Genomic DNA, 21,981 nt, shown 5'->3' with positions numbered 1-21,981 from the left:
CTGGTGAACTCGAAATGTATCGATATACGGACCCGAATCGCTTGTGAGCCCGCAATCTCTTAGAATCCTTAACGGAGTGCGATCGCGCTCATGGACTTCTGCCTGAGCTATCGCGGCAGCTTGCGCAGAGATGCATCGTTGCCAGATCGACTTCCGCAGACGGTGCATCTCAGACATTCGGCAACCCGCGACAGCACCGCCCGGATACCGAGGACGCGGCGGATATCGCGGCGCTCTACCTGGCCGAGACGGCGGCAGCGCGGACAGTACCCGAGGATGACGTACCATTCCGGCAAGCGATCGAGGGTGTCGTATGCGGACATCGGTTCGCTCCGGCGACTGCCTTCTCCGACCGTATAGCCGACCTCTTCAGCCCGCAGCAGATCGATGCCGCGGCGGTGTTTCACAGTGGCCTCTCGTATTTCGGCTTCCACCCTCGCGCCATGCCAGCCGACATCACGCAGGACGCAATATAGAGCTGATCTCGTAGGAAATCGGCGTCGGCGAGCAGGGAACGGATCGCAACAAGCGGATCACCGCCTGCGGCCTTGAGTACAGACACAGCGAGATCGGGTTCGGGAGATGACTGGGTGCCAGTTCCGGCGTCCGGGATATCGAGTGCTAGCTGCTGAGCCATGAGATCTCCTTTAGGAATGTTATCCGCGTCAACGAATTTGTTCCTATTTTGTTCTCATACACTCCGGAGTCAAGCGAAGTCTTGCGTCTCGAATCTTGCAGGCGTCCGGATGAAGATCACACCACTGCGACGAAGCTCGATGGATGCGCGTACCCCATCCATATCCGGATGACGAGGGATGCCCGGCGGTTCGAATCCGCCTGTTGCAGTGATTTGAAGCTAGGAATTGCTAGCTACATCAACGGCGCGTTGGAGACTTATCCACAATCCGTTGACAAACGCAAAAATGACGACGAAATCCTGTCAACAAAATTCCGGTGATTTGCTGGTGATTTTGGGGGCTTGTTGTGTTTTGTCCGCTGACAGATTTTTCAGCGGAAGCATTTGATTTCCTTGAGGAAATTTGGTGGGTGATGTAGGGCTCGAACCTACGACCCGCTGATTAAGAGTCAGCTGCTCTACCAACTGAGCTAATCACCCGACCGGCACCGTGTGGCGGTGTGAGGGGGCGTATAAAGGGGAAGTTTGGGCTTGTCCAGCGCGTAAATGAAATTTCTTCGATTTTTGTGACGAAAAAATTTCGGCCGCGCTGGAAAAGCCTGGAAATCCGGGGTTTTACGGATTTTTTCTTTTCGTCATCCGCGCCTGAACGCCCGCCCGATAAAGATGAGGATGCAAGCGCCGATGAAGCCGGCGATCAAATATCCCAGCCAGCCGGTCAAGACGATTCCGAAGACCGAAAGGATGGCGTTGGCGATGATGGCGCCGACGATTCCGAGAAGGATGTTCATGAAAACACCCATATTGCTTTTCATGAATTGTTCGGCGAGCCACCCCGCGACGCCACCGATGATGATGGCTGCAATCCAGCCAATGCCAGCAGATTCCATGATTTCCTCCCATGTTTGCTGCACGATCAAAGGTGATGATTCGCGCGGGGAAAAGCAAGGTAAACTCCTGAAAACCTCGCTTCATGCGGGTGGTTTTCCGCGCTGCAGGCGCTAAATAGCCTGATGCGGTGCAAGAGATGAAAGGCGTGGATGTGCGGTTGATGTTTGGCGGATGGATGAGCGGCAGGCGAGTGCTTCACAAGCGGGCGGGCCGTGGCCGGCGGAGCGGCGGACTTGCCGCCTTTCTGGTCGCGATTTTTGCGCTTTTCAGCGTCTTGAGCGTTGCGCCTGTCTCGGCGCAGGAGGCGACGACGCCCACGGCGCCGGGCGCCATCCAGCCCTCGACCATCGAGCAGGCAAAAGCCGATCTGGAAAAATGGAAATCGGATCTGGCGTTTATTTCGGGACAGGTGGAGGCAGGCGGACGCGATGACGCCCAGCTTGTCGATCTCAAGGGGCGGGCGGACGGTATCGCCGCCGATGCTGCCGCAACCAACACCAAGCTTCGCGCGCGGCTGGACCAGATCAAGACCCGGCTGGATGCACTGGGTGCCGCGCCCGGCGAAGGGCAGCCTCCGGAAGCCGACATGGTGACGGACGAGCGTAACCGGCTGACGGCGGAACGCGGCGAAGTGAATGCCATGGCCGGCGAGGTGGAGGCCACGGCCACCAATGCCGCACAAATTTCCAACAATATAACAGCCGTCCGCCGGGCGCTGTTTGCCGCAACGCTGTTCAAGCGAACGGAAGTCTCCGCCGAGACGCTCGGTGATGCCTCATCCGCCTTCCTGACGGAACTCACCAACCTCAACAATGCGTTCAGCAGCTGGGCAGCCTATGTATGGAATTACAAGCGGCTGCCGATGTTTGGGGCGGTGACGCTGTCGATCATGGCCGCATTGCTGTTCCTGGTTGGCGGCTACCGTCTTTTCGGCAGTCGTATGGAGCGGCGCGCCTTCACGGGGGCACCATCCTATTTGAGACGACTATCGGTGGCCTTCTGGTCCACCATGGTGCAGTCGCTGTCGCTGTTCCTGTTTCTGCTCACATCGGCGTTTTTCCTTGATAATTTCAACGTGTTGCGGTCCGACATCGCGCCGATCCTGTTCGGCGCCATGGCGGTCACGGGCTTTGTTTATTTCGTGTCGCGGCTGAGCTATGCGATCTTTGCGCCGACGCAGCCGGAATGGCGCCTGCTGAAGGTTTCCAATCGCGGCGCACATCAGCTGTCCTCGGCCGTGCTTTTGATGGCGCTGGTGAATGGTCTCGATTATCTGTTCGGCACCATCAGCGAGACGCTTTATTCGCCGCTTATCGTCACCGTTGCCAAGAGTTTCGTCGCCTCGATCATCATCGGCCTCATTCTGCTCGCCGTATCGTTCCTGCGGCCGGTGATCGGCGAGGGGCAGGATTATGAGACCGGCAACCAGCGCCTGCCGCGCTGGCTCGTCATTCTGCTGCGCATCGGCGGCCTCGTTCTCATCGGCGCGTGCCTGACGGGTTATGTCGGTCTTGCGCGCTTCCTCGCCACGCAGATCGTTGCGACAGGCGCGGTGCTGGCCACCATGTATATCGGCATTCTCTCAGGCAAGGCCATTTCCCGGCAGGGCGCCTTCGCCGAATCGCTCGTCGGCCGTTACCTTGCCCGCCGTTATGGCCTTGGACCCGTGCCGCTTGATCAGGCCGGGCTCGTGGCGGGGCTTGGCATCTATGCCGTGGCCTTGACCTTCGGTGTGCCGCTCATCCTGTTTTCCTGGGGCTTCCAGCCCGGCGATATAGAAAGCTGGGCCTATCGCCTGCTGACGGGTATCACCGTCGGCAATGCCTCGATCTCGCTGATCGGCATTTTCGGCGGCATTCTCGTCTTCGCCATCGGTTACATCATCACCCGCTGGTTCCAGAAGTGGCTGGACAGCAACGTCATGGCGCGCGGCCAGGTGGATGCCGGCGTGCGCAACTCCGTCAAAACAGGCATCGGATATCTCGGCATTGCGGTTGCGGCCATTTTCGGCGTGTCTTCCGCCGGCCTCAACCTCTCCAGTCTGGCGCTGGTCGCTTCCGCCCTTTCGGTCGGTATCGGTTTCGGCTTGCAGAATATCGTGTCGAACTTCGTCTCCGGCCTCATCCTGCTGGTGGAGCGCCCCTTCAAGGTGGGCGACTGGGTGGTGACCGGCACGACCGAAGGCACGGTCAAGCGGCTTTCGGTGCGCGCCACGGAAATCGAGACCTTCCGCGGCCAATCTATCATCGTGCCGAATTCCGAATTCATCAATTCCTCCGTTGGTAACTGGACGCACCGCAACCGCATCATGCGCGCTGAAATCCCGGTCTCCGTTGCCTATGATTCCGATCCGCAGCGGGTCATGGACATTCTGCTTGAGCTGGTGCGCGCCCAGCCGCCGGTATTGCGCAATCCCGAGCCGCATGTGGAATTCCTCCGTTTCGGCGACTTTTCGCTGGATTTCGAACTGCGCTTCCATCTCGCAGACCTCTCGAATGGGCTTGCCGTGAAGAACTCCCTGAGGATCGCCATTCTCCAGCGCTTCCGCGAGGAGGGCATCGCCATCCCGTTCCCGCAGCGCAACCTCAACATCCACGTGGAAGGCGACGCCAATCCGCAGATGCTGGCAGCCCTGCTTTCGGAGGAGGGCGACAAGGCGGTGGTGGCCCATACGGGGGCAGCTGCGCCGGAGAAAGAGGTCTTGAAGAGTGAGAAGTCGACGGAGCCGAAGGATCAACCCGGCGCGAAAGCGTAGATTGCTGTTGCTTGTGAACGTTGAGGTCCGGGCAGGGGCTTAACGCTTGTCGCCTTCTCCCCGCCGGGACCCGTTGCAAAATTCATCACGGGACCCTTTCGGGAGATTTTCAGCCGTGATTTCCCGTCCCGCCTCTGTCTTTGGCGGGTTTTGGGTGGGTTGGGGATGTTTTCGGTGGTTTTCAGGCGCAGTGGGGCCTTGCAGGTGTTGTCAAAGTCACCCAGCGGCGCATGTTGAAGGCCATGGCTGCCAGTAGCACCTGCGCCCTGGCCTTGATCAGCCCACGGTAGCGGATCACGTCGAGCCCCATGCGGTTCTTGAGTGTGGCAAACGTCGTTTCGACGGCCGCCCGCCGTTTCGATATCAACAGGTTAAGCCGGGCAAGCCGCGGCGACAGAACGCGGTGATGCCGGTTCGGACGGCGCATCAGCCGCGGCTTGATGCCTTTCGCCTTCAAGGCTTTCTCCCGCGCATGGGTATGATACGCCCCATCTGCCAGAACGCAGGCCTCGTCGCCGACGATCAGCCGATCGGCGACGACCGTATCGTTCACATTGGCAGGCGTGGTGATAATCCTGCGGATCAGGCCAGACCCTTCATCGACACCGACATGCGCCTTGTAGCCATAGGCCGAGCCGTGCTTGCCCTTATGCCGGACAAAGCGGGCATCCGGATCGATTGTCCGCTCATCGCTCCCGGCAGCACCAGGATGATCCGGCTCTTCCGGTTTGCGCCCATCTGCAAATCCAGCGGCCGCATCGAAGTCACCATTGCGCCCCCTGGGTGGCCGCGACGCCGTCGTTTCGATGATCGTCGCATCCAGCATCGTGCCGCGCCGCAGGATCAGGCCCGCGGCATCGAGCTGCCGGTCGAGTTCTCCAAACAACCTCTCCAGCAGACCTTCGCCAATCAAAAGGTTACGGAAGCGGCAAAGCGTGGAATGATCCGGAACGGCCTCCTCAAGCGTCAGGCCGACGAAACGCTTGAACGACAGCCGGTCGCCAAGCGCCTCCTCGAGCTCCATGTCGGAAAGCCCATAGAGTGACTGCAACAGCAGGGCCTTGAACATCACCAGCGGTTCATAGGCCGGACGACCGGCGCTTTTCTCATCACGAAGACGCGACAGAAGCTTTTCGAACCGATACCACTTCACAACGCCCGACAAGCGCTCCAGCCGACCGGAACCCTTCGCCTGCGGCATCAGCGCCTCAACGAAACTGAACTGCCTGTTGTCTCGCACCGACATCGTAACCTCGCCCGCTATCCTCGACCGAGTGAATCACAACCACGGAATTTTGCAACGGGTCCCGGCCGGGGAGAAGGTCCGCGGCAGCGGGATGAGGGGGGCAAGCTCTCCGCATATCTCCGCGCTTGCCCCCTCATCCGATCCTTCGGGCCAGCTTCTCTCCGGCGGGAGAAGAAAAGAGCGGCAAAGCTGTGCAACGTTCGTCCGGCACGCTCCGCAATTTCTTCCCTGTCGCAGCACCCTATGGCCATGTCGCAATCAGGCGGCTGAACGACCCGCAAGCGCTTCATATTCCTCCCATCCAAAGCTGGCGGAATAAGGCAAGGCCGGCGCTTTTCAGGGGTTCTGTAAATGAAGACACATGCACGGGCGGTGGTGATCGGTGGCGGCGTCGTCGGCGTCTCGACGCTTTATCATCTGGCCAAGAAGGGCTGGAGCGACAGCGTGCTCATCGAGCGCAAGGAGCTGACCTCCGGTTCCACCTGGCACGCGGCCGGGCTTCTGCCGCTGTTCAACATGAGCTACTCGGTTGGCCAGATCCACAAATATTCCGTGAAGTTCTACGAGGAACTGCAGGAAGAGACCGGCATGAATGTCGGTTTCTCCAAGGTCTCCAACATCCGTCTCGCCCGCACCAAGGATCGCTGGGACGAATATATGTATTATGCCGGCATTGCCGAGACCATCGGCGTGCGCGTCAACATGCTGACGCCGGAGCAGGTGAAGGAGATCTGGCCGCTCTGCGAGACGGACGGCCTGCTCGGCGCCATCCAGCATCCTGACGATGGTTATATCCAGCCCGCCGATCTGACGCAGGCGCTTGCCAAGGGCGCGCGTGACCGCGGCGCGACCATCTATCGCAACACGACAGTCACCGCCATCGAGCAGCTTGAAGACGGTCACTGGAAGGTGACGACCGACAAGGGCGAGATCATCGCCGAACACATCATCTCCTGCACGGGCTCCTTTGCCCGCAAGACCGGCGAGATGGTTGGCATCAACATTCCGGTCATTCCGGTCGAGCATCAGTATATCGTCACCGAGCCGCATCCGGCCATTCAGGAACGCCGCCGCCAGGGCTTGCCGGAAATGGGCGTGCTGCGCGAATCCGATTCCGCCTGGTACATGCGTGAAGAGGCGGGCGGGCTGATCCTCGGTCCTTATGAAGTTGGCGCGCCGGTCTGTTATGTCGACGGTCCATCCGATGACAGCGAATATGAGCTGTTCCAGGAAGAACTCGACCGCCTGATGCCGCATATCGAAACAGCCATGGTGCGCGTTCCGGCCTTCGGCGAAGTGGGCATCAAGAAGGTCTATAACGGCGCGATCGCCTATACGCCTGATGGCAATCCGATCGTCGGTCCTGCGCCGGGCCTGAAGAATTTCTGGCTGAACGAAGGCCATTCCTTCGGCATCACCGCCGCTGGTGGTGCTGGCTGGCAGCTGGCCGAATGGATCGTCGATGGCGAGCCGACGCTCGACCTGATGGGTGTCGATCCGCGCCGCTTCGGCCCTTACGCAACGGAAGGTTACCTCATCGCCAAGAACGAGGAAGCCTATGCCAACGTCTTCACCATGCATTACCCGGATGAAGAGCGCTCTGCCGCCCGTCCGCTGAAGACGACGCCGGTTTACGACCGTCTGAAGAAGCTCGGCGGCGTGTTCGGCTCCGTCTATGGCTGGGAGCGCGCCAACTGGTATGCGCCCGAAGGTTACGCGCTGCGTGAGGAAGACCTCGGCGTTGGCGCCGATGTCATCACCAGTCATAACCATGCACCGGCTCTGGATGACGGCCGTATCGTCGAGAAGTGGTCGTTCCGCCGCTCGAACTACTTCGAGCATGTCGGCAACGAAGTGAAGAACGTGCATCAGAATGTCGGCGTGCTCGATATGTCGGCCTTCGCGAAGATGGAGGTTTCCGGCCCCGGCGCGCGTGCCTGGCTCGACAGCATTCTCGCCAACGCGGTGCCGAAGAAGCGAGGCCGCATCGCGCTCACCCATCTTCTGACGCCGAATGGCGGCGTGAAGGCGGAGTTCACGGTCTATGAATGGGCGCCGGGCCGCTTCTACATGGTTTCGGCCGGTGGTCTCGAAGCGCATGACCACGACGTGCTATTCCGCCTGGCGCCGACCGATGGCTCGGTCGTGCTGCAGCCGATCACCCAGAAATACGGCGTGCTGGTTCTGGCCGGTCCGAAATCGCGTGATCTCCTGAAGAAGCTGACCCGCACCAGCCTTGAGAACAAGGACTTCCCCTGGCTCACCGGCAAGCAGATTTCAGTCGGCGTTGCGACGGCGCATGCGCTGCGCGTCAACTTCGTGGGTGAACTTGGCTGGGAGTTGCATCACCCGATCGAGATGCAGAACTACATCTTCGACCGGCTGATGGAAGCCGGTGCCGAATTCGGCATCAAGCCTTTCGGTATCCGCGCCATGGTTTCCATGTCGCTCGAAAAGTCCTATCGCAATATGGGCCGCGAGCTTTCGGTGGAATACAATGCCTATGAATCGGGTCTCGACCGTTTCCTGCGCCCGGAGAAGAGCTTCATAGGCCGCGACGCACTGGTGGCCTACAAGGAGGCGGGCCTGAAGTCGGTCTTCTCGACGCTCACCGTGTCGGGCAATACGGATGTCGATGCGCGCGGTTCGGAAGCGATCTTCGATGAAAACGGCGCACTTGCAGGGCGCGCGACGAGCGGCGGTTTCGGCTGGCGTCTCGGCAAGTCGATCGCGCTCGCCATGCTCAAGCCGGAATATGCCGCAGTCGGCACCAAGCTCAAGATCCGCATTCTCGGCACGTCCTATGACGCTGAGGTGGTGGAAGAAAGCCCGTTCGACACCGACAACGCGCTTCTGCGCGCATAAGACCAGAATCCCCTCCCAAAGTCGGAATACGGCCCCTCGCGGGCCGTATTTCCGTTTAAGTAAGCATGTGCTCAACTGATGCTTCAGGAAAAGTGCTATTAATCATTCTGAAAAATGAGCCTGCTATCTTCCGCTGACATACGATGGGGGATCGGGGCAGAATGAATTTCCTGGGCATCACGGGCATGCAATATTCGGGCGTGCCTTTTACCAATAACCGCATTTTACTGGCGGAAGACAGCAACGTGTTTACCCAGATGGTGAGCAGGCGGCTCAACGAGATGCTGGGCGTTACCGTGGAAGTATGCCGCTCCTTCGAGGAATTGCAGGCCTGCTACGAACATTCTTCCGAGCCGGTGACGCTCGCCATTTCCAACATCAACCTGCCGGGCGCGGAAAAGGGCGAAGCGCTGGAATATCTGATCGATCTATCGATCCCGACCATCGTTTTCACTAGCACCTTTCACGAGGCGACGCGTGAAACGCTGATCGCCAAGGACGTGGTGGATTATATTCTGAAAGACAATATCTTCGCCGTGGATATGCTGACGGAATCCGTCTGCCGCTTCCTCACCAACCACCGCCATCATGTGCTGATCGTTGACGACAGCCCGACGGCGCGGGCGCTGCTTTCGAGCCGTCTCAAGCGTTATAATTTCCGCGTCAGCCTGGCAGACAGCGGTGCGAAGGCGCTCGATATTCTAAGGGCCAATCCCGATATCGGCCTCGTCGTCACCGACTATAACATGCCCGACATTGACGGTTTCGAGCTGACGCGGCGCATCCGCACCGTGCGCGGCTCCCATGAACTGCGCATCATCGGTGTTTCCTCCTCCACCAACCGGCTGCTGTCGGCGCGTTTCCTGAAGGCTGGCGGCAATGATTTCATGCTGCGGCCCTTCATTGATGAAGAGTTCTATTGCCGCGTCAACCAGAACCTCGATACGCTGGTGCAGATACAGTTGGCGAAGTCCGGGGTGCGGCCGGCTGCGTGAGCCGGACGCTCGTCTTCAAAGCTGAGATTCAAGCGGCAGGAAACGCATGATGCCGGCGATGAGGCGGCGGCCGATAGCGGCGTCTGGCTCGCGCCGGTAGGTCTTGGTACGGCCCTGTTCCTCCGTCGTCCAGACGATGCGGTTGCTGCTGTCGATCTCCAGTTCAAAGCTCATCGTGCGGCGGATTTCCTCGGCGAATATTTCGTCCATGCAAGCGACCAGCGGCGGCGATGTGAAGACCACGCCCATCTCCGTATTGAGGGAGGCCGAGCGCGGATCGAAATTCAGCGAGCCGATATAACCTGTCATGCCGTCACGCGTGAATGCCTTGGTGTGCAGGCTCGCCTGTCCGGAACCGCGCAGGGTGAAGTTCGGCTGGTCCACCTGCGAACGCAGCTCGTGCAGGCGTACGCCGCCCGAGAGAAGCGGCTTGCGATAGCGGGCATATCCGGCGTGAACGGCGGCCACATCCGTTGCCGCCAGCGAATTGGTGAGGATGGCCAGCGATACGCCCCGTTCGGCAATATCAAGGAAAATCTCAACGCCCTGTTTGCCGGGAATGAAGTAAGGGGATGTGACGTGCAGGCTGTCGCTTGCCGCCTGCAGCAGGGGCAGCAGGCTTTCCATCAGGAAGTTGTGGCCCTTCCGCCGTTTGCCTGCCGCTTTTTCCGGAGGATCGGCAAGCACATCCACGGAATCCACCCAGTGCATGCGGTCCGACATCAGGAAATGATCTCGGTCATACTGGCTTTCAACGCGCTCCAGATAAGGTTTGGCGGCTTCGCTTTTTGGCAGGGCGTCCAGCTCGCCCCGTAATCTTGCGAGTTTGCTCGGCCTGCGCGCCAGAAGCGAGCGAACGGGGACGGAAACGGCGCTGTTCCAGTAATCATCGAATATTTCCGTTGCGTCGGCCACGACGTCACCGAAGCCGAGAATATCGAAATCGTGGAAATTCGCCCGTTCGGCCGCATCGAAATAGGCGTCGCCGATATTTCGGCCGCCAACGATCACCGCGCGGCCATCGGCAATCCAGGCCTTGTTATGCATGCGGCGATTGACACTGCGAAAGCGCAGCAAAAGTTCCATGCCGCGATGGAGCATGTTCTCCCGCGCCCGGGTGGGGTTGAACAGGCGAAGTTCGATGTTGGGATGGCTGTCGATGGCGTGGAAAATTCGGTCTGACATGGAGACGCCGAGATCATCGAGCAGCAGCCGTACCCGCACGCCGCGATCGGCCGCCGCGATGACCTCGCGCATCATCAGCCGTCCCGTCAGGTCCGCATTCCACATGTAATACATGAGATCGAGGCTACGCCCGGCCGCGCGCGCCGCCGCGACGCGTACCGCAAATGCATCGAGATTGGAATGTAGCAGGCACAGCGCATTCTTTTCGCTCCAGCCATTTTTTATGGTCTGCCAGTGCCGATCCAGAACGGTTTCGTCCTCAGTGACGGGCAGGGCGGCGGAGGGGCGTTTGGGAATGGATTTTTCCCGCTGTTTACCGATGACGACAAACAGGCTCGGCCCGACGAGCAGCAGAAGAATGATGATGAAGACCGTAAATGCAGTCACTTGTTTTGATCGCTCCCGGCCTGGAGAGTATCAGGCGGGATGGAAACGCGCGAGGGAATAAAGCGTTCATTTCGGTTCGGCGGCAGTACGAAAAACCGGTACAGGCGCGACAACCGGCTTGCCAAACACATAAGTGCGTGCTTATGTGTATTTATGACAGAGAACGATATATTCCGGGCACTGGCCGATCCCACGCGCCGTGCCATTTTCGAAAAGCTGGCGGATGGTGCCATGAATGCCTCTGCCCTGCGCGAAGGGATCGAGATCAGTCAGCCGGCCATGTCGCAGCATCTTTCGGTTCTTCGCGGCGCAGGGCTAGTGGTTGAAAGACGGCAGGGCCGTTTCGTCAATTACGAGGTCGATCCGGAGGGGCTGACACGCATTGCTGCGTGGCTCGGCAAATATCGCGCCTACTGGCCACAGCGCATTGAGGCTCTCAAACTCCTGCTGAAGGATATGGACCAATGAACAGGGATGCAGCGGAAGCGCCGAAAAACGGCATTGAACTTGAATATGATCTGGACGAGCCGCCGCAGAAGGTCTGGCGCGCCATCAGCGTTGCAGCGTTCCGTGAAAACTGGCTGCCGAACGAGGCTCTGGCGGAACCTGACGCGATCGACATCAAACCTGGCGAGGAAGTGCGCTACCGGCTGCGTGAAGACATTCCACCATTTCTGGAAAGCACCGTAACCTTCAGGATCGCGGCCAATGCCGAGGGCGGCACCAGTCTTCGCATCATTCATGAACTGCCCACAAATACCGGCCGGACGATGAAGGCCGCCGCAAACCACAACGGCCCGCCGATCAAGCTCGCCGCCTGATCCCACTCGTTTCCCGACATTTTCAAACACAGGAGTTCGCCAATGCGCGAAGTGATGCAACTCGTCCCTATGGTCGTCGAACAATCATCAAGGGGAGAAAGATCTTTCGACATTTATTCGCGCCTGCTGCGGGAAAGGATCATCTTTCTCAATGGCGAGGTCAACGATGCAGTTTCAGCGCTCGTCTGCGCGCAATTGCTGTTTCTCGAAGCGGAAAACCCGAAGAAGCCGATCTATCTTTATATCAATTCTCCGGGTGGCGTCGTGACGAGCGGTCTGGCGATGTATGATACGATGCATTACATCCGCGCCCCGGTTCACACACTCTGTATGGGCACGGCCCGTTCCATGGGATCGTTCCTGCTAATGGCAGGCGAACCGGGCGAGCGCACAGCACTTCCCAATGCCAGCATCCACATTCATCAACCGCTGGGCGGTTTCCAGGGACAGGCATCGGACATGCTGATCCACGCCGAGGAGATGCAGCAGACCAAGCACCGCATGACGCGGCTTTACGCCGAACATTGCAAACAGAGTTATGAGAAATTCGAAGCGGCCATGGATAGGGATTTTTTCATGACGGCGGAGCAAGCGTTGGAATGGGGTCTGATCGACCGCGTTCTGGGCGTTCGTGAGGATATCGCGGCGTAGTGCCGGGTACTATTCGCAAGATGTTGTTTCCATATCAACACAAAAGGCAGCGCCAATGCGCTGCCTTTCAAAGGTCTATCCGGATGATCAGATATCCAGATTATCTGCAAAAGCCGCCCGCTCCTGAATGAAGCGGAAACGGGCATCGGCCTTGGTGCCCATCAGATTGTCGACAGCCTCGCGCGTGCCCTCGAAGTCCACGTCATCGATCTCGACGCGCAGCAGGGTGCGCTTTTCGGGGTCCATGGTGGTTTCCTTGAGCTGGGCGGCCATCATTTCACCGAGGCCTTTAAAGCGGCCCACTTCGACCTTTTTGCCCTTGAAGACGGTTTCCATCAGCTCGGCGCGGTGGGCGTCGTCGCGGGCATAGGCGGATTTCGCGCCCTGACGGATGACGTAGAGCGGCGGCACTGCCAGATAGAGGTGGTTGCCGCGAATGAGTTCCGGCATTTCCTGATAGAAGAAGGTGATGAGCAGCGAGGCGATATGGGCGCCGTCGACGTCGGCATCGGTCATGATGATGATGCGCTCATAACGCAAATCTTCTTCGCGGTACTTGGTGCGGGTGCCACAGCCGAGCGCCTGGATGAGATCGGCGATCTGCTGGTTGGCGGAAAGCTTTTCGCGGCTGGCACTGCCGACATTGAGGATTTTACCACGCAGCGGCAGAATGGCCTGATTGGCGCGGTTGCGCGCCTGTTTGGCCGAGCCACCAGCCGAGTCACCCTCGACAATGAAAAGTTCGGCGCCTTCGGCCGTGTTCTGGGAGCAATCCGCCAGTTTGCCGGGCAGGCGCAGCTTGCGCACGGCGGTCTTGCGGTTGACTTCCTTTTCCTTGCGGCGGCGCATGCGCTCTTCCGAGCGCTCGATGACCCAGTCGAGCAGCTTTGCCGCCTCGGCCGGGTTGCCGGTCAGATAATGGTCAAATGGATCGCGCAGCGCGTTTTCGACGATGCGCTGGGCTTCGACGGTGGCGAGCTTGTCCTTTGTCTGGCCGACGAATTCCGGCTCGCGGATGAAGACGGAGAGCATGCCGGCAGCCGAAATCATCACGTCATCGGTGGTGATGTCCTTGGCGCGCTTGTTCTGCGTCAGGTCGGCATAGTTCTTCAGGCCCTTGGTGAGCGCGATGCGCAGGCCCGCTTCATGCGTGCCGCCTTCGGGTGTTGGGATGGTGTTGCAATAGGAATGGATCTGCGTGTCGCCGCCGTACCAGGTCACCGCCCATTCCAGCGCGCCGTGGCCGCCGGTCTTTTCGGTACGGCCTGAGAAAATCTCGCGGGTGACGGTAAATTCCTTGCCGAGCGTGGCGGCGAGATAATCCTTCAGGCCGCCCGGGAAATGGAACACGGCCTTTTCGGGGATTTCTCCATCGGCCGGCACCATGCCGGGATCGCAGCTCCAGCGGATTTCGACGCCGCCGAAGAGATAGGCTTTGGAGCGGGCCATGCGGAAGATGCGGGCCGGTTCGAATTTCGCGTGATCGCCGAAGATTTGCGGATCGGGATGGAAACGCACGCGGGTACCGCGGCGATTATGCACGTCGCCAAGCTCTTCCAGCGGACCGATCGGCAGGCCGCGCGAAAAACGCTGGCGGTAAAGCTTGCGGTTTCGCGCCACTTCCACTTCGAGAAGATCGGAGAGCGCATTCACCACGGAGACGCCGACGCCGTGCAGGCCGCCAGAGGTCTCGTAGGCCTTACCGTCGAACTTGCCGCCGGCATGCAGCTTGGTCATGATGACTTCGAGCGTCGATTTGCCCGGAACCTGCGGGTGGTTCTCCACGGGAATGCCACGGCCGTTATCGGTGACCGTCAGGAAGCCTTCGGCATCGAGATGAACCTCGATGAAATTGGCGTGACCGGCGACGGCCTCGTCCATGGAGTTGTCGATGACTTCGGCGAAGAGGTGGTGCAGCGCCTTCTCGTCCGTGCCGCCAATATACATGCCGGGACGCATGCGCACCGGCTCGAGGCCCTCAAGCACGCGGATCGATGATGCGCCGTAGTCGTCACCTGTAGGAGACGCGGGCGGCGGAGGGGCAGACGACGCGACGGGGGCCGCGGCTGCAACGGCTGCGGGTTTCTGCTGCACGTTCACATTGGCAGCAGCGGTCGCCGGGGCCTTCGCGGGCTTCGCCGCGTCCTCGTTCGTGTCCGTGTCGCTGTTTCGTGCCGCCGGAAGACCGGAGAAGAGATCGTTGCTGTCGTCCATCATGTCCAAAGTTCAAAAGCGTGTGTCAGAATTTCGCCATGCGAATCATTTTGCCATCAGCGTCAATATACCGCCAAATGTGGTTCCCGTCCGATTGAACCGGGGTCCGCCTGGGCGAGCGCGGCGCATCCTATGCCACGATTGTGTCAGGGTTTCGCAACAGGAGGATTGCGCTGCCGGCCTTGCGATGGCAAGTCTCGCAGCCACGAATGAACGGTTAGCCAAGGCATGTCCACAGCTCATTTCACGTTTTGTACTCTTTTCAGCCTGACTGTGGCGGCCATGCCCGTCGCAGCCTCCGCCGCCGACGGGCCGCTGCGGCCTTTCAAGGACGAGTTGTTTTCCGCGCAGACGGTGCTTTCCACGGGCGATGGCGGCGCATCCGAAGTCATCGATTACAAGGAGATGCGCGACATCAACGGCCGCGACGAGGTGCCGGAGCGGCGGGTGAAGCGGCAATATGTGGATATGGCGCCGAAGAAGGTGCAGGCGCTGGAAACCGTGTCCGCTGAGGGCAGGGCGCTTGAGGTCGGCCGCGTCGGCCCGGCCAGCGGGCAGGCGTTCACCATCATCTTCATCCATGGGCGCGGCGGTGACCGGCGGCTTGGCATGAACGACTATACGTTCGGCGGTAATTTCAACCGGCTGAAAAATCTGGCCGTGACCAATGGCGGCACCTATTACGTGCCGAGTGTTCGTTCTTTCGATGAGAACGGCGTTGCCGACATTGCGGCGCTTATTGCGGATGTGGCCAAAAAATCCGGCGGCAAGCCTGTCATATTGACCTGCGCCTCAATGGGCAGTTTCATCTGCTATGGCATTAGCCGCGACAAGGCAGCCGTTGCCAATCTCAAGGGAATGGCGATCCTGGGTGGCGCGGTCGATCCCGATTTTCCGAAAAGCGCTTTCGCGAAGGCGAAGAAGCCGGTCTGGTTTACCCATGGCAGCGCCGACAAGGTTTATTCGGCCGATCAGCAGGCGACGATCTTCCGCACGTTGTTGAAGGCTGGGGAGCCCGCGCGGTTCACGCGTTACGAGACCGGAAGCCACGGCACGCCGGTGCGAATGACCGACTGGCGGGCGGTTCTGAACTGGATTTTGAGCCGATAAGGGATCGCGGCGGGCTCGGTCACGACAAATTTTGCCAGATTTGCCGCTGGTTTTAACCCTTGGGCCGCTTTTTTGTACCAATTGCTGCCCGCTGCGGTTAAAGGAATATCCGGGAAATTGCGGCAGAGCTTCTGTCGTGATCAAGGGCCGTCAGCGGCTGAGGGATAGGGCGCCGCTAGGGCTGCGCCCCGAGACAAAGGGAATGGGATACGCATGACGCCGAATGTTCGACCGCTTGTTGCCGGAAACTGGAAGATGAACGGCACGCGTGCCTCGCTCGACCAGATCAAGGCCATGGCAGAGGGTGTCAAGGGCGCGCTGTCCGAGAAGGTGGATGCGCTGATCTGCCCGCCTTCGACCTTGCTTTACGTCGCGACTGCGCTCTGCGATGACAGCCCGCTGATGATCGGCGCTCAGGATTGCCACCAGAACGCCTCCGGCGCGCACACGGGCGATATTTCCGCCGAGATGATTGCCGACTGCTTTGGTACCCACGTCATCGTTGGCCACTCCGAGCGCCGCACCGACCATGCCGAGACTGATCACCTGGTTCGCGCCAAGGCATCTGCCGCCCATGCGGCCGATCTCATCGCCATTGTCTGCATTGGCGAAACGGCCGATGAGCGCAAGGCGGGCCAGACGCTCGATATTTTGAAGCGCCAGCTTGCCGGCTCGCTGCCGGATGAGGCAACGGCGGAAAATACCGTTATCGCGTATGAACCCGTCTGGGCGATTGGCACCGGCCTTACGCCGACGGTGGACGATGTGCGCGAGGCTCATGCCTTCATGCGCGACGAGCTCGTCAAGCGCTTCGGCGATGCCGGAAAGACCATGCGCATCCTTTATGGTGGATCGGTAAAGCCGGCCAATGCGCTGGAACTGATGGGCGTTGAAAACGTCGATGGCGCGCTGATTGGTGGCGCGAGCTTGAAAGCGTCGGACTTCCTGTCCATCTATGCGGCATATGAGCGACTGACGGCCTGAATGAGGCTTTCCTGAAAGAGTATCGGGAAAGGGGCTTGGAATAAGCCTTCGCCTCATGTAAAGAGCCGCAAAACCTTCTTTATGGTGCTCCGCGCGGGGCATGGAATGGATTGTCATGCAGACCGTTTTGATTGTTATTCACCTCATGATCGTGCTGGCGCTTGTCGGCGTGGTCCTGATCCAGCGTTCCGAAGGCGGCGGCCTCGGTATCGGCGGCGGTTCGGGCTTCATGTCCGCGCGCGGAACGGCCAATGCCCTGACGCGCACCACCGCGATCCTTGCGGCGCTGTTCTTCGCAACGTCGCTCGGCCTTGGTCTTCTGACCCGTTACGAATCGCGTCCGACCGATATCCTGAACCGTATTCCGGCCACGCAGGGCCAGGGTAACGGCATTCTCGACACGCTCGGCCCGTCGACGACGCCTTCGACGCCGGCTCCGGCTGAAAATGGTGTTCCGACCAATAACGGTGCTGCTGCTCCCGCACAGACCACACCGGCTCCGGCCGCTTCCGGCACGGCCGCTCCGGCCCCGGCGCAGCCCGCCGATCCGAACGCAGTTCCGACCGGTCAATAAGCCCGGTTCTGATTTAACGCTCCGGCAGGCCAAAAGCCTGCCGGTTTTCTTTTGTTCGCATTCCGGCCAGTTGAATTGTGAATTCGTCAACAGCGAATTTGCAACAGCATGAAATTTGGGCTGGCGGAATCAGAGTTAAAAAGGTATCCGGTGAATCCCATGGCGCGATATGTATTCATCACAGGCGGCGTGGTCTCCTCTCTCGGTAAGGGCATCGCAGCTGCTGCACTCGGAGCTTTGCTGCAATCCCGTGGTTATCGGGTGCGGCTTCGCAAACTCGACCCCTATCTGAACGTCGATCCCGGCACCATGAGCCCGACACAGCACGGCGAAGTGTTCGTGACTGACGACGGTGCCGAGACGGACCTCGACCTTGGCCACTATGAACGCTTTACCGGGCGTTCGGCCACCAAGACCGACAACATCACCACCGGTCGCATCTACAAGAACATCATCGACAAGGAACGGCGCGGCGACTATCTCGGCGCAACGGTTCAGGTCATTCCGCATGTCACCAACGAGATCAAGGATTTCGTGATCGAAGGCAATGACGATTACGACTTCGTCATCTGCGAGATCGGTGGCACAGTGGGTGACATCGAGGCGATGCCGTTCATGGAAGCGATCCGTCAGCTCGGCAACGACCTGCCGCGCGGCACGGCGATCTATCTTCACCTGACGCTGATGCCCTATATTCCGGCGGCAGGCGAGCTGAAGACCAAGCCGACCCAGCATTCCGTGAAGGAGTTGCAGGCTCTCGGTATTCACCCCGACATCCTTTTGGTGCGCGCTGACCGGGAAATCCCGGAAGCCGAACGCCGCAAGCTTTCGCTGTTCTGCAACGTGCGTCCTTCCGCCGTCATCCAGGCGCTGGATGTGGCGAATATCTATGACGTTCCGATTGCCTACCACAAGGAAGGCCTCGATTCGGAAGTGCTGGCCGCGTTCGGCATCGAGCCGGCGCCCAAGCCGCGTCTGGAGCAGTGGGAAGAGGTCTGCAACCGTATCCGCACGCCGGAAGGCGAAGTGACGATTGCGATCGTCGGCAAATATACCGGCCTCAAGGACGCGTATAAGTCGCTGATCGAGGCGCTGCATCACGGCGGCTTTGCCAACCGCGTCAAGGTCAAGCTCGAGTGGATCGAGTCTGAAGTCTTCGAAAAGGAAGATCCGACGCCATACCTTGAAAAGGTCAACGGCATTCTGGTGCCGGGCGGTTTCGGCGAGCGCGGTTCGGAAGGCAAGATCATGGCGGCGCAGTTTGCGCGTGAGCGCAACGTGCCCTATTTCGGCATCTGCTTCGGCATGCAGATGGCGGTCGTGGAAGCGGCCCGTCATCTGGCTGGCATCGAAAATGCCTCTTCGACCGAATTCGGTCCGACGTCCGAGCCGGTTGTCGGCCTCATGACCGAATGGGTGAAGGGCAACGAGCTGGAGAAGCGCTCCTCCAAGGGTGATCTCGGCGGCACGATGCGCCTCGGCGCCTATAAGGCGGCGCTGAAGAAGGATACCAAGATCGCCGAGATTTATGGCTCCACGGATATTTCCGAGCGCCACCGTCACCGCTACGAGGTGAACGTGGACTACAAGGACCGGCTGGAAGAATGCGGCCTCGTCTTCTCCGGCATGTCTCCGGACGGTGTGCTGCCGGAAACGGTGGAATATCCTGATCATCCGTGGTTCATCGGCGTTCAGTATCATCCGGAATTGAAGAGCCGCCCGCTCGACCCGCATCCGCTTTTCGCCAGCTTCATCGAAGCGGCGGTGGAACAGAGCCGGCTGGTTTAAAGGATTATGAAGAGGGTCGCGAAAGCGGCCCTTTTTTTGCCGGGATGTGCGCCGTTCAGCGGCACTTAGGCGTCGAGTTCGGCCAATATCGCGGTTGCACTCACCTTCAGTTCAGGCCAATCCGGGCAATGGAGAAATATATAACGATTGCCTTCGCTGTCCTGCCGTTTGGTTCCCATCGCGTGCGTCGTTTCCACCATACGGCGAAAAAGCTTTGAACCGGGGAAATCCCCATATAGCTTCTCCAGCAGTGGCCTCAGCACGGACTGAATGAGATCACCGTCACCGCCGTGCTGTGCTACCAGTTTAACCAGAAGGTCTTCGACTGCCGGGCATCGACCATGTGATTGAACGATTTCCATCACGACGCTGTGCTGCTGAGCCTGAGCGGGATCGTCCCAGACGTCCAGAAAACGGGTGAAAACCGGAACGAAGTCCAAATGCGTGACGGCTAGGATGCTTAACGGCACTTCGCCCAACAAGACTTCGTCGGTTTCCCTTATCGAGGCATGTTTTTCCTGCAAGTGAAGCGCAAGCAGGTTTTCCAGGTCACCAAACCACACATGAAGGCCTTCCAGAAACTCGCTATGATTGGCCAATTGAACCCAGGCGTCCGCATTTGGCGATGTCCACGGGTCTTCAAAATCCTCTTTATCCGAACTCCACTTTCCGGATACATCGATCACCCTGTACCACACGTCTTCGCGGGACAGGCTTTTCTTAATTCGCGGAATGACTTCGTTGAGTTCCGCGATTATTTTGCTCTTGTTTCTATTGAATGAAATGCGGAACGCAATAGTCATTGCGTCTTCATCGAAAACTTCTTTTATGGTCATTGTTATATCCGGGAATATAATATTGGTATATTATGTAGATAAACTCATTTTTATATATTGATTTCAGTGTATTTTCGATAATTTTTATGCCTATTTTGTCGTTGTGGTCAAATTTATTTTAGTAAAAACATTTGAGGCAAAATAAAAAAACGGGCCCGAAGGCCCGTTTTAACTCCAGTGACAAATCCCGACCGGCTTACTTCGGCCCGATCATGTTTTCCGGGCGTACGAACTGGTCGAATTCCTCGTTGGTGAGGTATCCGCCGCCCACTGCTTCTTCGCGCAGCGTCGTACCGTTCTTGTGGGCGGTCTTGGCGATCTTGGCGCAAATGTCGTAGCCGAGCTTGCCGTTCAGTGCCGTCACCAGCATGAGCGAGTTTTCGACGCCCTTCTTGATGTTGTCTTCGCGGGCCTCGATGCCGACGACGCAATTGTCGGTGAAGGAGACGGCCGCGTCGCCGAGAAGCTGAACGGACTGCAGGAAGTTATAGGCCATCATCGGGTTATAGACGTTGAGCTCGAAGTGGCCCTGCGAACCGGCGAAGGAGAGCGCTGCATTGTTGCCGAAGATGTGGGCGCAAACCTGCGTCAGTGCTTCCGACTGGGTAGGGTTGACCTTGCCCGGCATGATGGACGAGCCGGGCTCGTTTTCCGGCAGCGAGAGTTCGCCGAGACCGGCGCGGGGGCCGGAGCCGAGGAAGCGGATGTCGTTGGCGATCTTGAAGAGTGCCGCTGCTGCCGCGTTGATCGCGCCATGCGAGAAGACCATGGAATCATGCGAGGCGAGCGCTTCGAACTTGTTAGGCGCGGTGACGAAGGAAAGGCCGGTAATCTTCGAAATTTCCTCGGCTACCTTTTCGGCAAAACCAACAGGGGCATTGAGGCCCGTGCCGACGGCCGTGCCGCCCTGGGCGAGCTTGGAAAGCGCGGGCAGGGTGGTTTCGATGTTGGCGATGGCGGAGGCAACCTGCGCGGCGTAACCGGAGAATTCCTGGCCGAGCGTCAGCGGCGTTGCATCCTGCGTGTGAGTGCGGCCGATCTTGATGATCTTTTCGAACTGCTTGACCTTGGCTTCCAGCGCCTTGTGCAGGTGCTTCAGGCTCGGCAGCAGGTGGTGAACGATCTGCTCGACGCAGGCGATGTGCATCGCCGTCGGATAGGTGTCGTTCGAGGACTGGCTCATGTTGACGTGGTCGTTGGGATGAACCGGCTTCTTGCTGCCCATTTCGCCGCCGAGCATCTCGATTGCGCGGTTGGAGATCACCTCATTGGCGTTCATGTTGGACTGGGTGCCGGAGCCGGTCTGCCAGACGACGAGCGGGAAATGTTCGGTCAGCTTGCCGTCGATGACTTCCTGTGCGGCGGCGATGATGGCTTCACCGATCTTTGGGTCGAGGCCGGCGAGCGCCATGTTGGCACGGGCGGCGGCCTGCTTGACGATGCCGAGCGCGCGAACGACAGAAGCGGGCTGCTTTTCCCAGCCGATCTTGAAGTTGCCGAGCGAGCGCTGCGCCTGCGCGCCCCAGTAGCGATCGGCCTGAACTTCAATAGGGCCAAATGTATCGGTTTCCGTCCGTGTGGCTGTCATCAATCTTGCCTTTTTACTCGTGTTCCTCCGCCAAAACGGCGCCTTCGCCCGCCTTGCGCGGCCGATATATAGAATCATCGCGGCGGCAAAGAAAGCCGCTGCAATGCGGCGCGGGAAGATATTTCACGTCGTTGCGCGGCGATTTGCCTGCAGCGAATGCAGCAAGGCGAAAAACCCGGCCGCGTGGCATTTTTACTACGTCATGAAAAGGCAGGGAAACCGGGCTTGTACCGGGGCGGGCGCTCAAAGCAAAGTGAATGAAATAAATAGAAATTTAACCATTCTCGCCAATTCTGGAAATTACGTTTTTACGGCTTTGGCTGTATTATGAGGTTCATTTCGGCACGATTTTGAGCTTTGGGCGTTTTCTTTTCAACAGGCCGTTGATCGGCTAGACAGGCATGAAACTAATGCCCGCCGTTTTTCCGGTGGTGCTGGGTGCTACGAGGATCAA

Annotated in this window: 19 protein-coding genes and 1 tRNA gene; 11 read left to right on the top strand and 9 right to left on the bottom strand. The window is 59.1% G+C overall.

Annotation, left to right across the window (positions count from 1 at the left end; all coding sequences use genetic code 11):
- Positions 1-107 precede the first annotated feature (107 nt).
- From AGR2A_RS09700 to AGR2A_RS09685, 4 genes are all read right to left on the bottom strand, one after another.
- Entirely contained in the window at positions 108-407 is a 300-nt protein-coding gene (locus AGR2A_RS09700) for a hypothetical protein (RefSeq protein ID WP_080822680.1), read from the bottom strand.
- Positions 404-637: a hypothetical protein gene (locus AGR2A_RS09695; RefSeq protein ID WP_080822678.1), complete on the bottom strand. Its 234-nt coding sequence runs from the start codon at positions 635-637 to the stop codon at positions 404-406. Before AGR2A_RS09695 ends, AGR2A_RS09700 begins: the two co-directional genes overlap by 4 nt.
- A gap of 404 nt (positions 638-1,041) precedes the next feature.
- Positions 1,042-1,117: transfer RNA gene (locus tag AGR2A_RS09690), tRNA-Lys, on the bottom strand.
- Positions 1,118-1,272: 155 nt separating this feature from the next.
- Entirely contained in the window at positions 1,273-1,527 is a 255-nt protein-coding gene (locus tag AGR2A_RS09685; RefSeq protein ID WP_004442014.1) for a GlsB/YeaQ/YmgE family stress response membrane protein, read from the bottom strand.
- A gap of 137 nt (positions 1,528-1,664) precedes the next feature.
- On the opposite strand from AGR2A_RS09685, the gene AGR2A_RS09680 reads away from it, so the two are divergent.
- Positions 1,665-4,283 (top strand): mechanosensitive ion channel family protein, encoded by a 2,619-nt coding sequence (locus AGR2A_RS09680; protein ID WP_072494411.1) that lies wholly within the window; start codon positions 1,665-1,667, stop codon positions 4,281-4,283.
- Between the two features lie 181 nt (positions 4,284-4,464).
- On the opposite strand, the gene AGR2A_RS09675 is transcribed toward AGR2A_RS09680, so the two are convergent.
- Positions 4,465-5,529 carry an IS5 family transposase gene (locus AGR2A_RS09675; protein WP_080822424.1) on the bottom strand — a complete coding sequence of 355 codons (1,065 nt, stop codon included), beginning with the start codon at positions 5,527-5,529 and terminating at the stop codon, positions 4,465-4,467.
- A 351-nt stretch (positions 5,530-5,880) separates the two neighbouring features.
- Here AGR2A_RS09675 and AGR2A_RS09670 point away from each other — a divergent pair, with 351 nt between their 5' ends.
- Together AGR2A_RS09670 and AGR2A_RS09665 are read left to right on the top strand one after the other, a co-directional pair.
- A complete protein-coding gene (locus AGR2A_RS09670) occupies positions 5,881-8,394 on the top strand; it encodes a GcvT family protein (RefSeq protein ID WP_060942363.1) in 2,514 nt (837 codons plus the stop codon).
- Positions 8,395-8,555: 161 nt separating this feature from the next.
- Positions 8,556-9,389 carry a response regulator gene (locus tag AGR2A_RS09665; RefSeq protein ID WP_004442009.1) on the top strand — a complete coding sequence of 278 codons (834 nt, stop codon included), beginning with the start codon at positions 8,556-8,558 and terminating at the stop codon, positions 9,387-9,389.
- Positions 9,390-9,404: 15 nt separating this feature from the next.
- Here the strand turns inward: AGR2A_RS09665 and AGR2A_RS09660 are convergent, their stop codons facing one another.
- Positions 9,405-10,961: a phospholipase D family protein gene (locus tag AGR2A_RS09660; protein ID WP_072494410.1), complete on the bottom strand. Its 1,557-nt coding sequence runs from the start codon at positions 10,959-10,961 to the stop codon at positions 9,405-9,407.
- Positions 10,962-11,114: 153 nt separating this feature from the next.
- On the opposite strand from AGR2A_RS09660, the gene AGR2A_RS09655 reads away from it, so the two are divergent.
- Genes AGR2A_RS09655 through AGR2A_RS09645 form a run of 3 tightly spaced genes read left to right on the top strand, consistent with a single transcriptional unit; the run spans position 11,115 to position 12,433 of the window.
- Positions 11,115-11,429, top strand: coding sequence for an ArsR/SmtB family transcription factor (locus tag AGR2A_RS09655; protein ID WP_006697387.1), 315 nt, complete (start codon positions 11,115-11,117; stop codon positions 11,427-11,429).
- Positions 11,426-11,782 carry an SRPBCC family protein gene (locus AGR2A_RS09650; RefSeq protein WP_072494409.1) on the top strand — a complete coding sequence of 119 codons (357 nt, stop codon included), beginning with the start codon at positions 11,426-11,428 and terminating at the stop codon, positions 11,780-11,782. Before AGR2A_RS09655 ends, AGR2A_RS09650 begins: the two co-directional genes overlap by 4 nt.
- Positions 11,783-11,824: 42 nt before the next feature.
- Positions 11,825-12,433 carry an ATP-dependent Clp protease proteolytic subunit gene (locus tag AGR2A_RS09645; protein ID WP_072494408.1) on the top strand — a complete coding sequence of 203 codons (609 nt, stop codon included), beginning with the start codon at positions 11,825-11,827 and terminating at the stop codon, positions 12,431-12,433.
- A gap of 87 nt (positions 12,434-12,520) precedes the next feature.
- On the opposite strand, the gene parE is transcribed toward AGR2A_RS09645, so the two are convergent.
- Positions 12,521-14,650 (bottom strand): DNA topoisomerase IV subunit B, encoded by a 2,130-nt coding sequence (gene parE / locus AGR2A_RS09640; RefSeq protein ID WP_072494407.1) that lies wholly within the window; start codon positions 14,648-14,650, stop codon positions 12,521-12,523.
- Between the two features lie 225 nt (positions 14,651-14,875).
- Between parE and AGR2A_RS09635 the strand changes: the two genes are divergently transcribed.
- From AGR2A_RS09635 to AGR2A_RS09620, 4 genes are all read left to right on the top strand, one after another.
- The gene (locus AGR2A_RS09635) at positions 14,876-15,757 is read left to right on the top strand and encodes a dienelactone hydrolase family protein (RefSeq protein WP_072494406.1); all 882 of its coding nucleotides are present in this window, start codon (positions 14,876-14,878) and stop codon (positions 15,755-15,757) included.
- 213 nt (positions 15,758-15,970) lie between these two features.
- Positions 15,971-16,741 carry a triose-phosphate isomerase gene (gene tpiA, locus AGR2A_RS09630; RefSeq protein ID WP_035210909.1) on the top strand — a complete coding sequence of 257 codons (771 nt, stop codon included), beginning with the start codon at positions 15,971-15,973 and terminating at the stop codon, positions 16,739-16,741.
- Between the two features lie 115 nt (positions 16,742-16,856).
- The gene (gene secG, locus AGR2A_RS09625; RefSeq protein ID WP_004442000.1) at positions 16,857-17,315 is read left to right on the top strand and encodes a preprotein translocase subunit SecG; all 459 of its coding nucleotides are present in this window, start codon (positions 16,857-16,859) and stop codon (positions 17,313-17,315) included.
- Positions 17,316-17,474: 159 nt separating this feature from the next.
- Positions 17,475-19,103, top strand: a complete 1,629-nt coding sequence (locus AGR2A_RS09620) for a CTP synthase (RefSeq protein ID WP_006697393.1) — start codon at positions 17,475-17,477, stop codon at positions 19,101-19,103.
- A gap of 65 nt (positions 19,104-19,168) precedes the next feature.
- Here the strand turns inward: AGR2A_RS09620 and AGR2A_RS09615 are convergent, their stop codons facing one another.
- Both AGR2A_RS09615 and fumC read right to left on the bottom strand, forming a co-directional pair.
- The gene (locus tag AGR2A_RS09615) at positions 19,169-19,939 is read right to left on the bottom strand and encodes a hypothetical protein (protein WP_072494405.1); all 771 of its coding nucleotides are present in this window, start codon (positions 19,937-19,939) and stop codon (positions 19,169-19,171) included.
- Between the two features lie 196 nt (positions 19,940-20,135).
- Entirely contained in the window at positions 20,136-21,527 is a 1,392-nt protein-coding gene (fumC, locus tag AGR2A_RS09610) for a class II fumarate hydratase (RefSeq protein ID WP_072494404.1), read from the bottom strand.
- Here fumC and AGR2A_RS28940 point away from each other — a divergent pair.
- Positions 21,517-21,858, top strand: coding sequence for a hypothetical protein (locus AGR2A_RS28940; protein ID WP_139786355.1), 342 nt, complete (start codon positions 21,517-21,519; stop codon positions 21,856-21,858). The genes fumC and AGR2A_RS28940 overlap by 11 nt on opposite strands.
- The last annotated feature ends 123 nt before the right edge of the window (positions 21,859-21,981 follow it).

It is taken from the genome of Agrobacterium genomosp. 2 str. CFBP 5494 (genome assembly GCF_900013495.1).
Classification (GTDB): Bacteria; Pseudomonadota; Alphaproteobacteria; order Rhizobiales; family Rhizobiaceae; genus Agrobacterium; species Agrobacterium pusense.
This window is presented reverse-complemented; position numbering and strand designations above follow the sequence as displayed.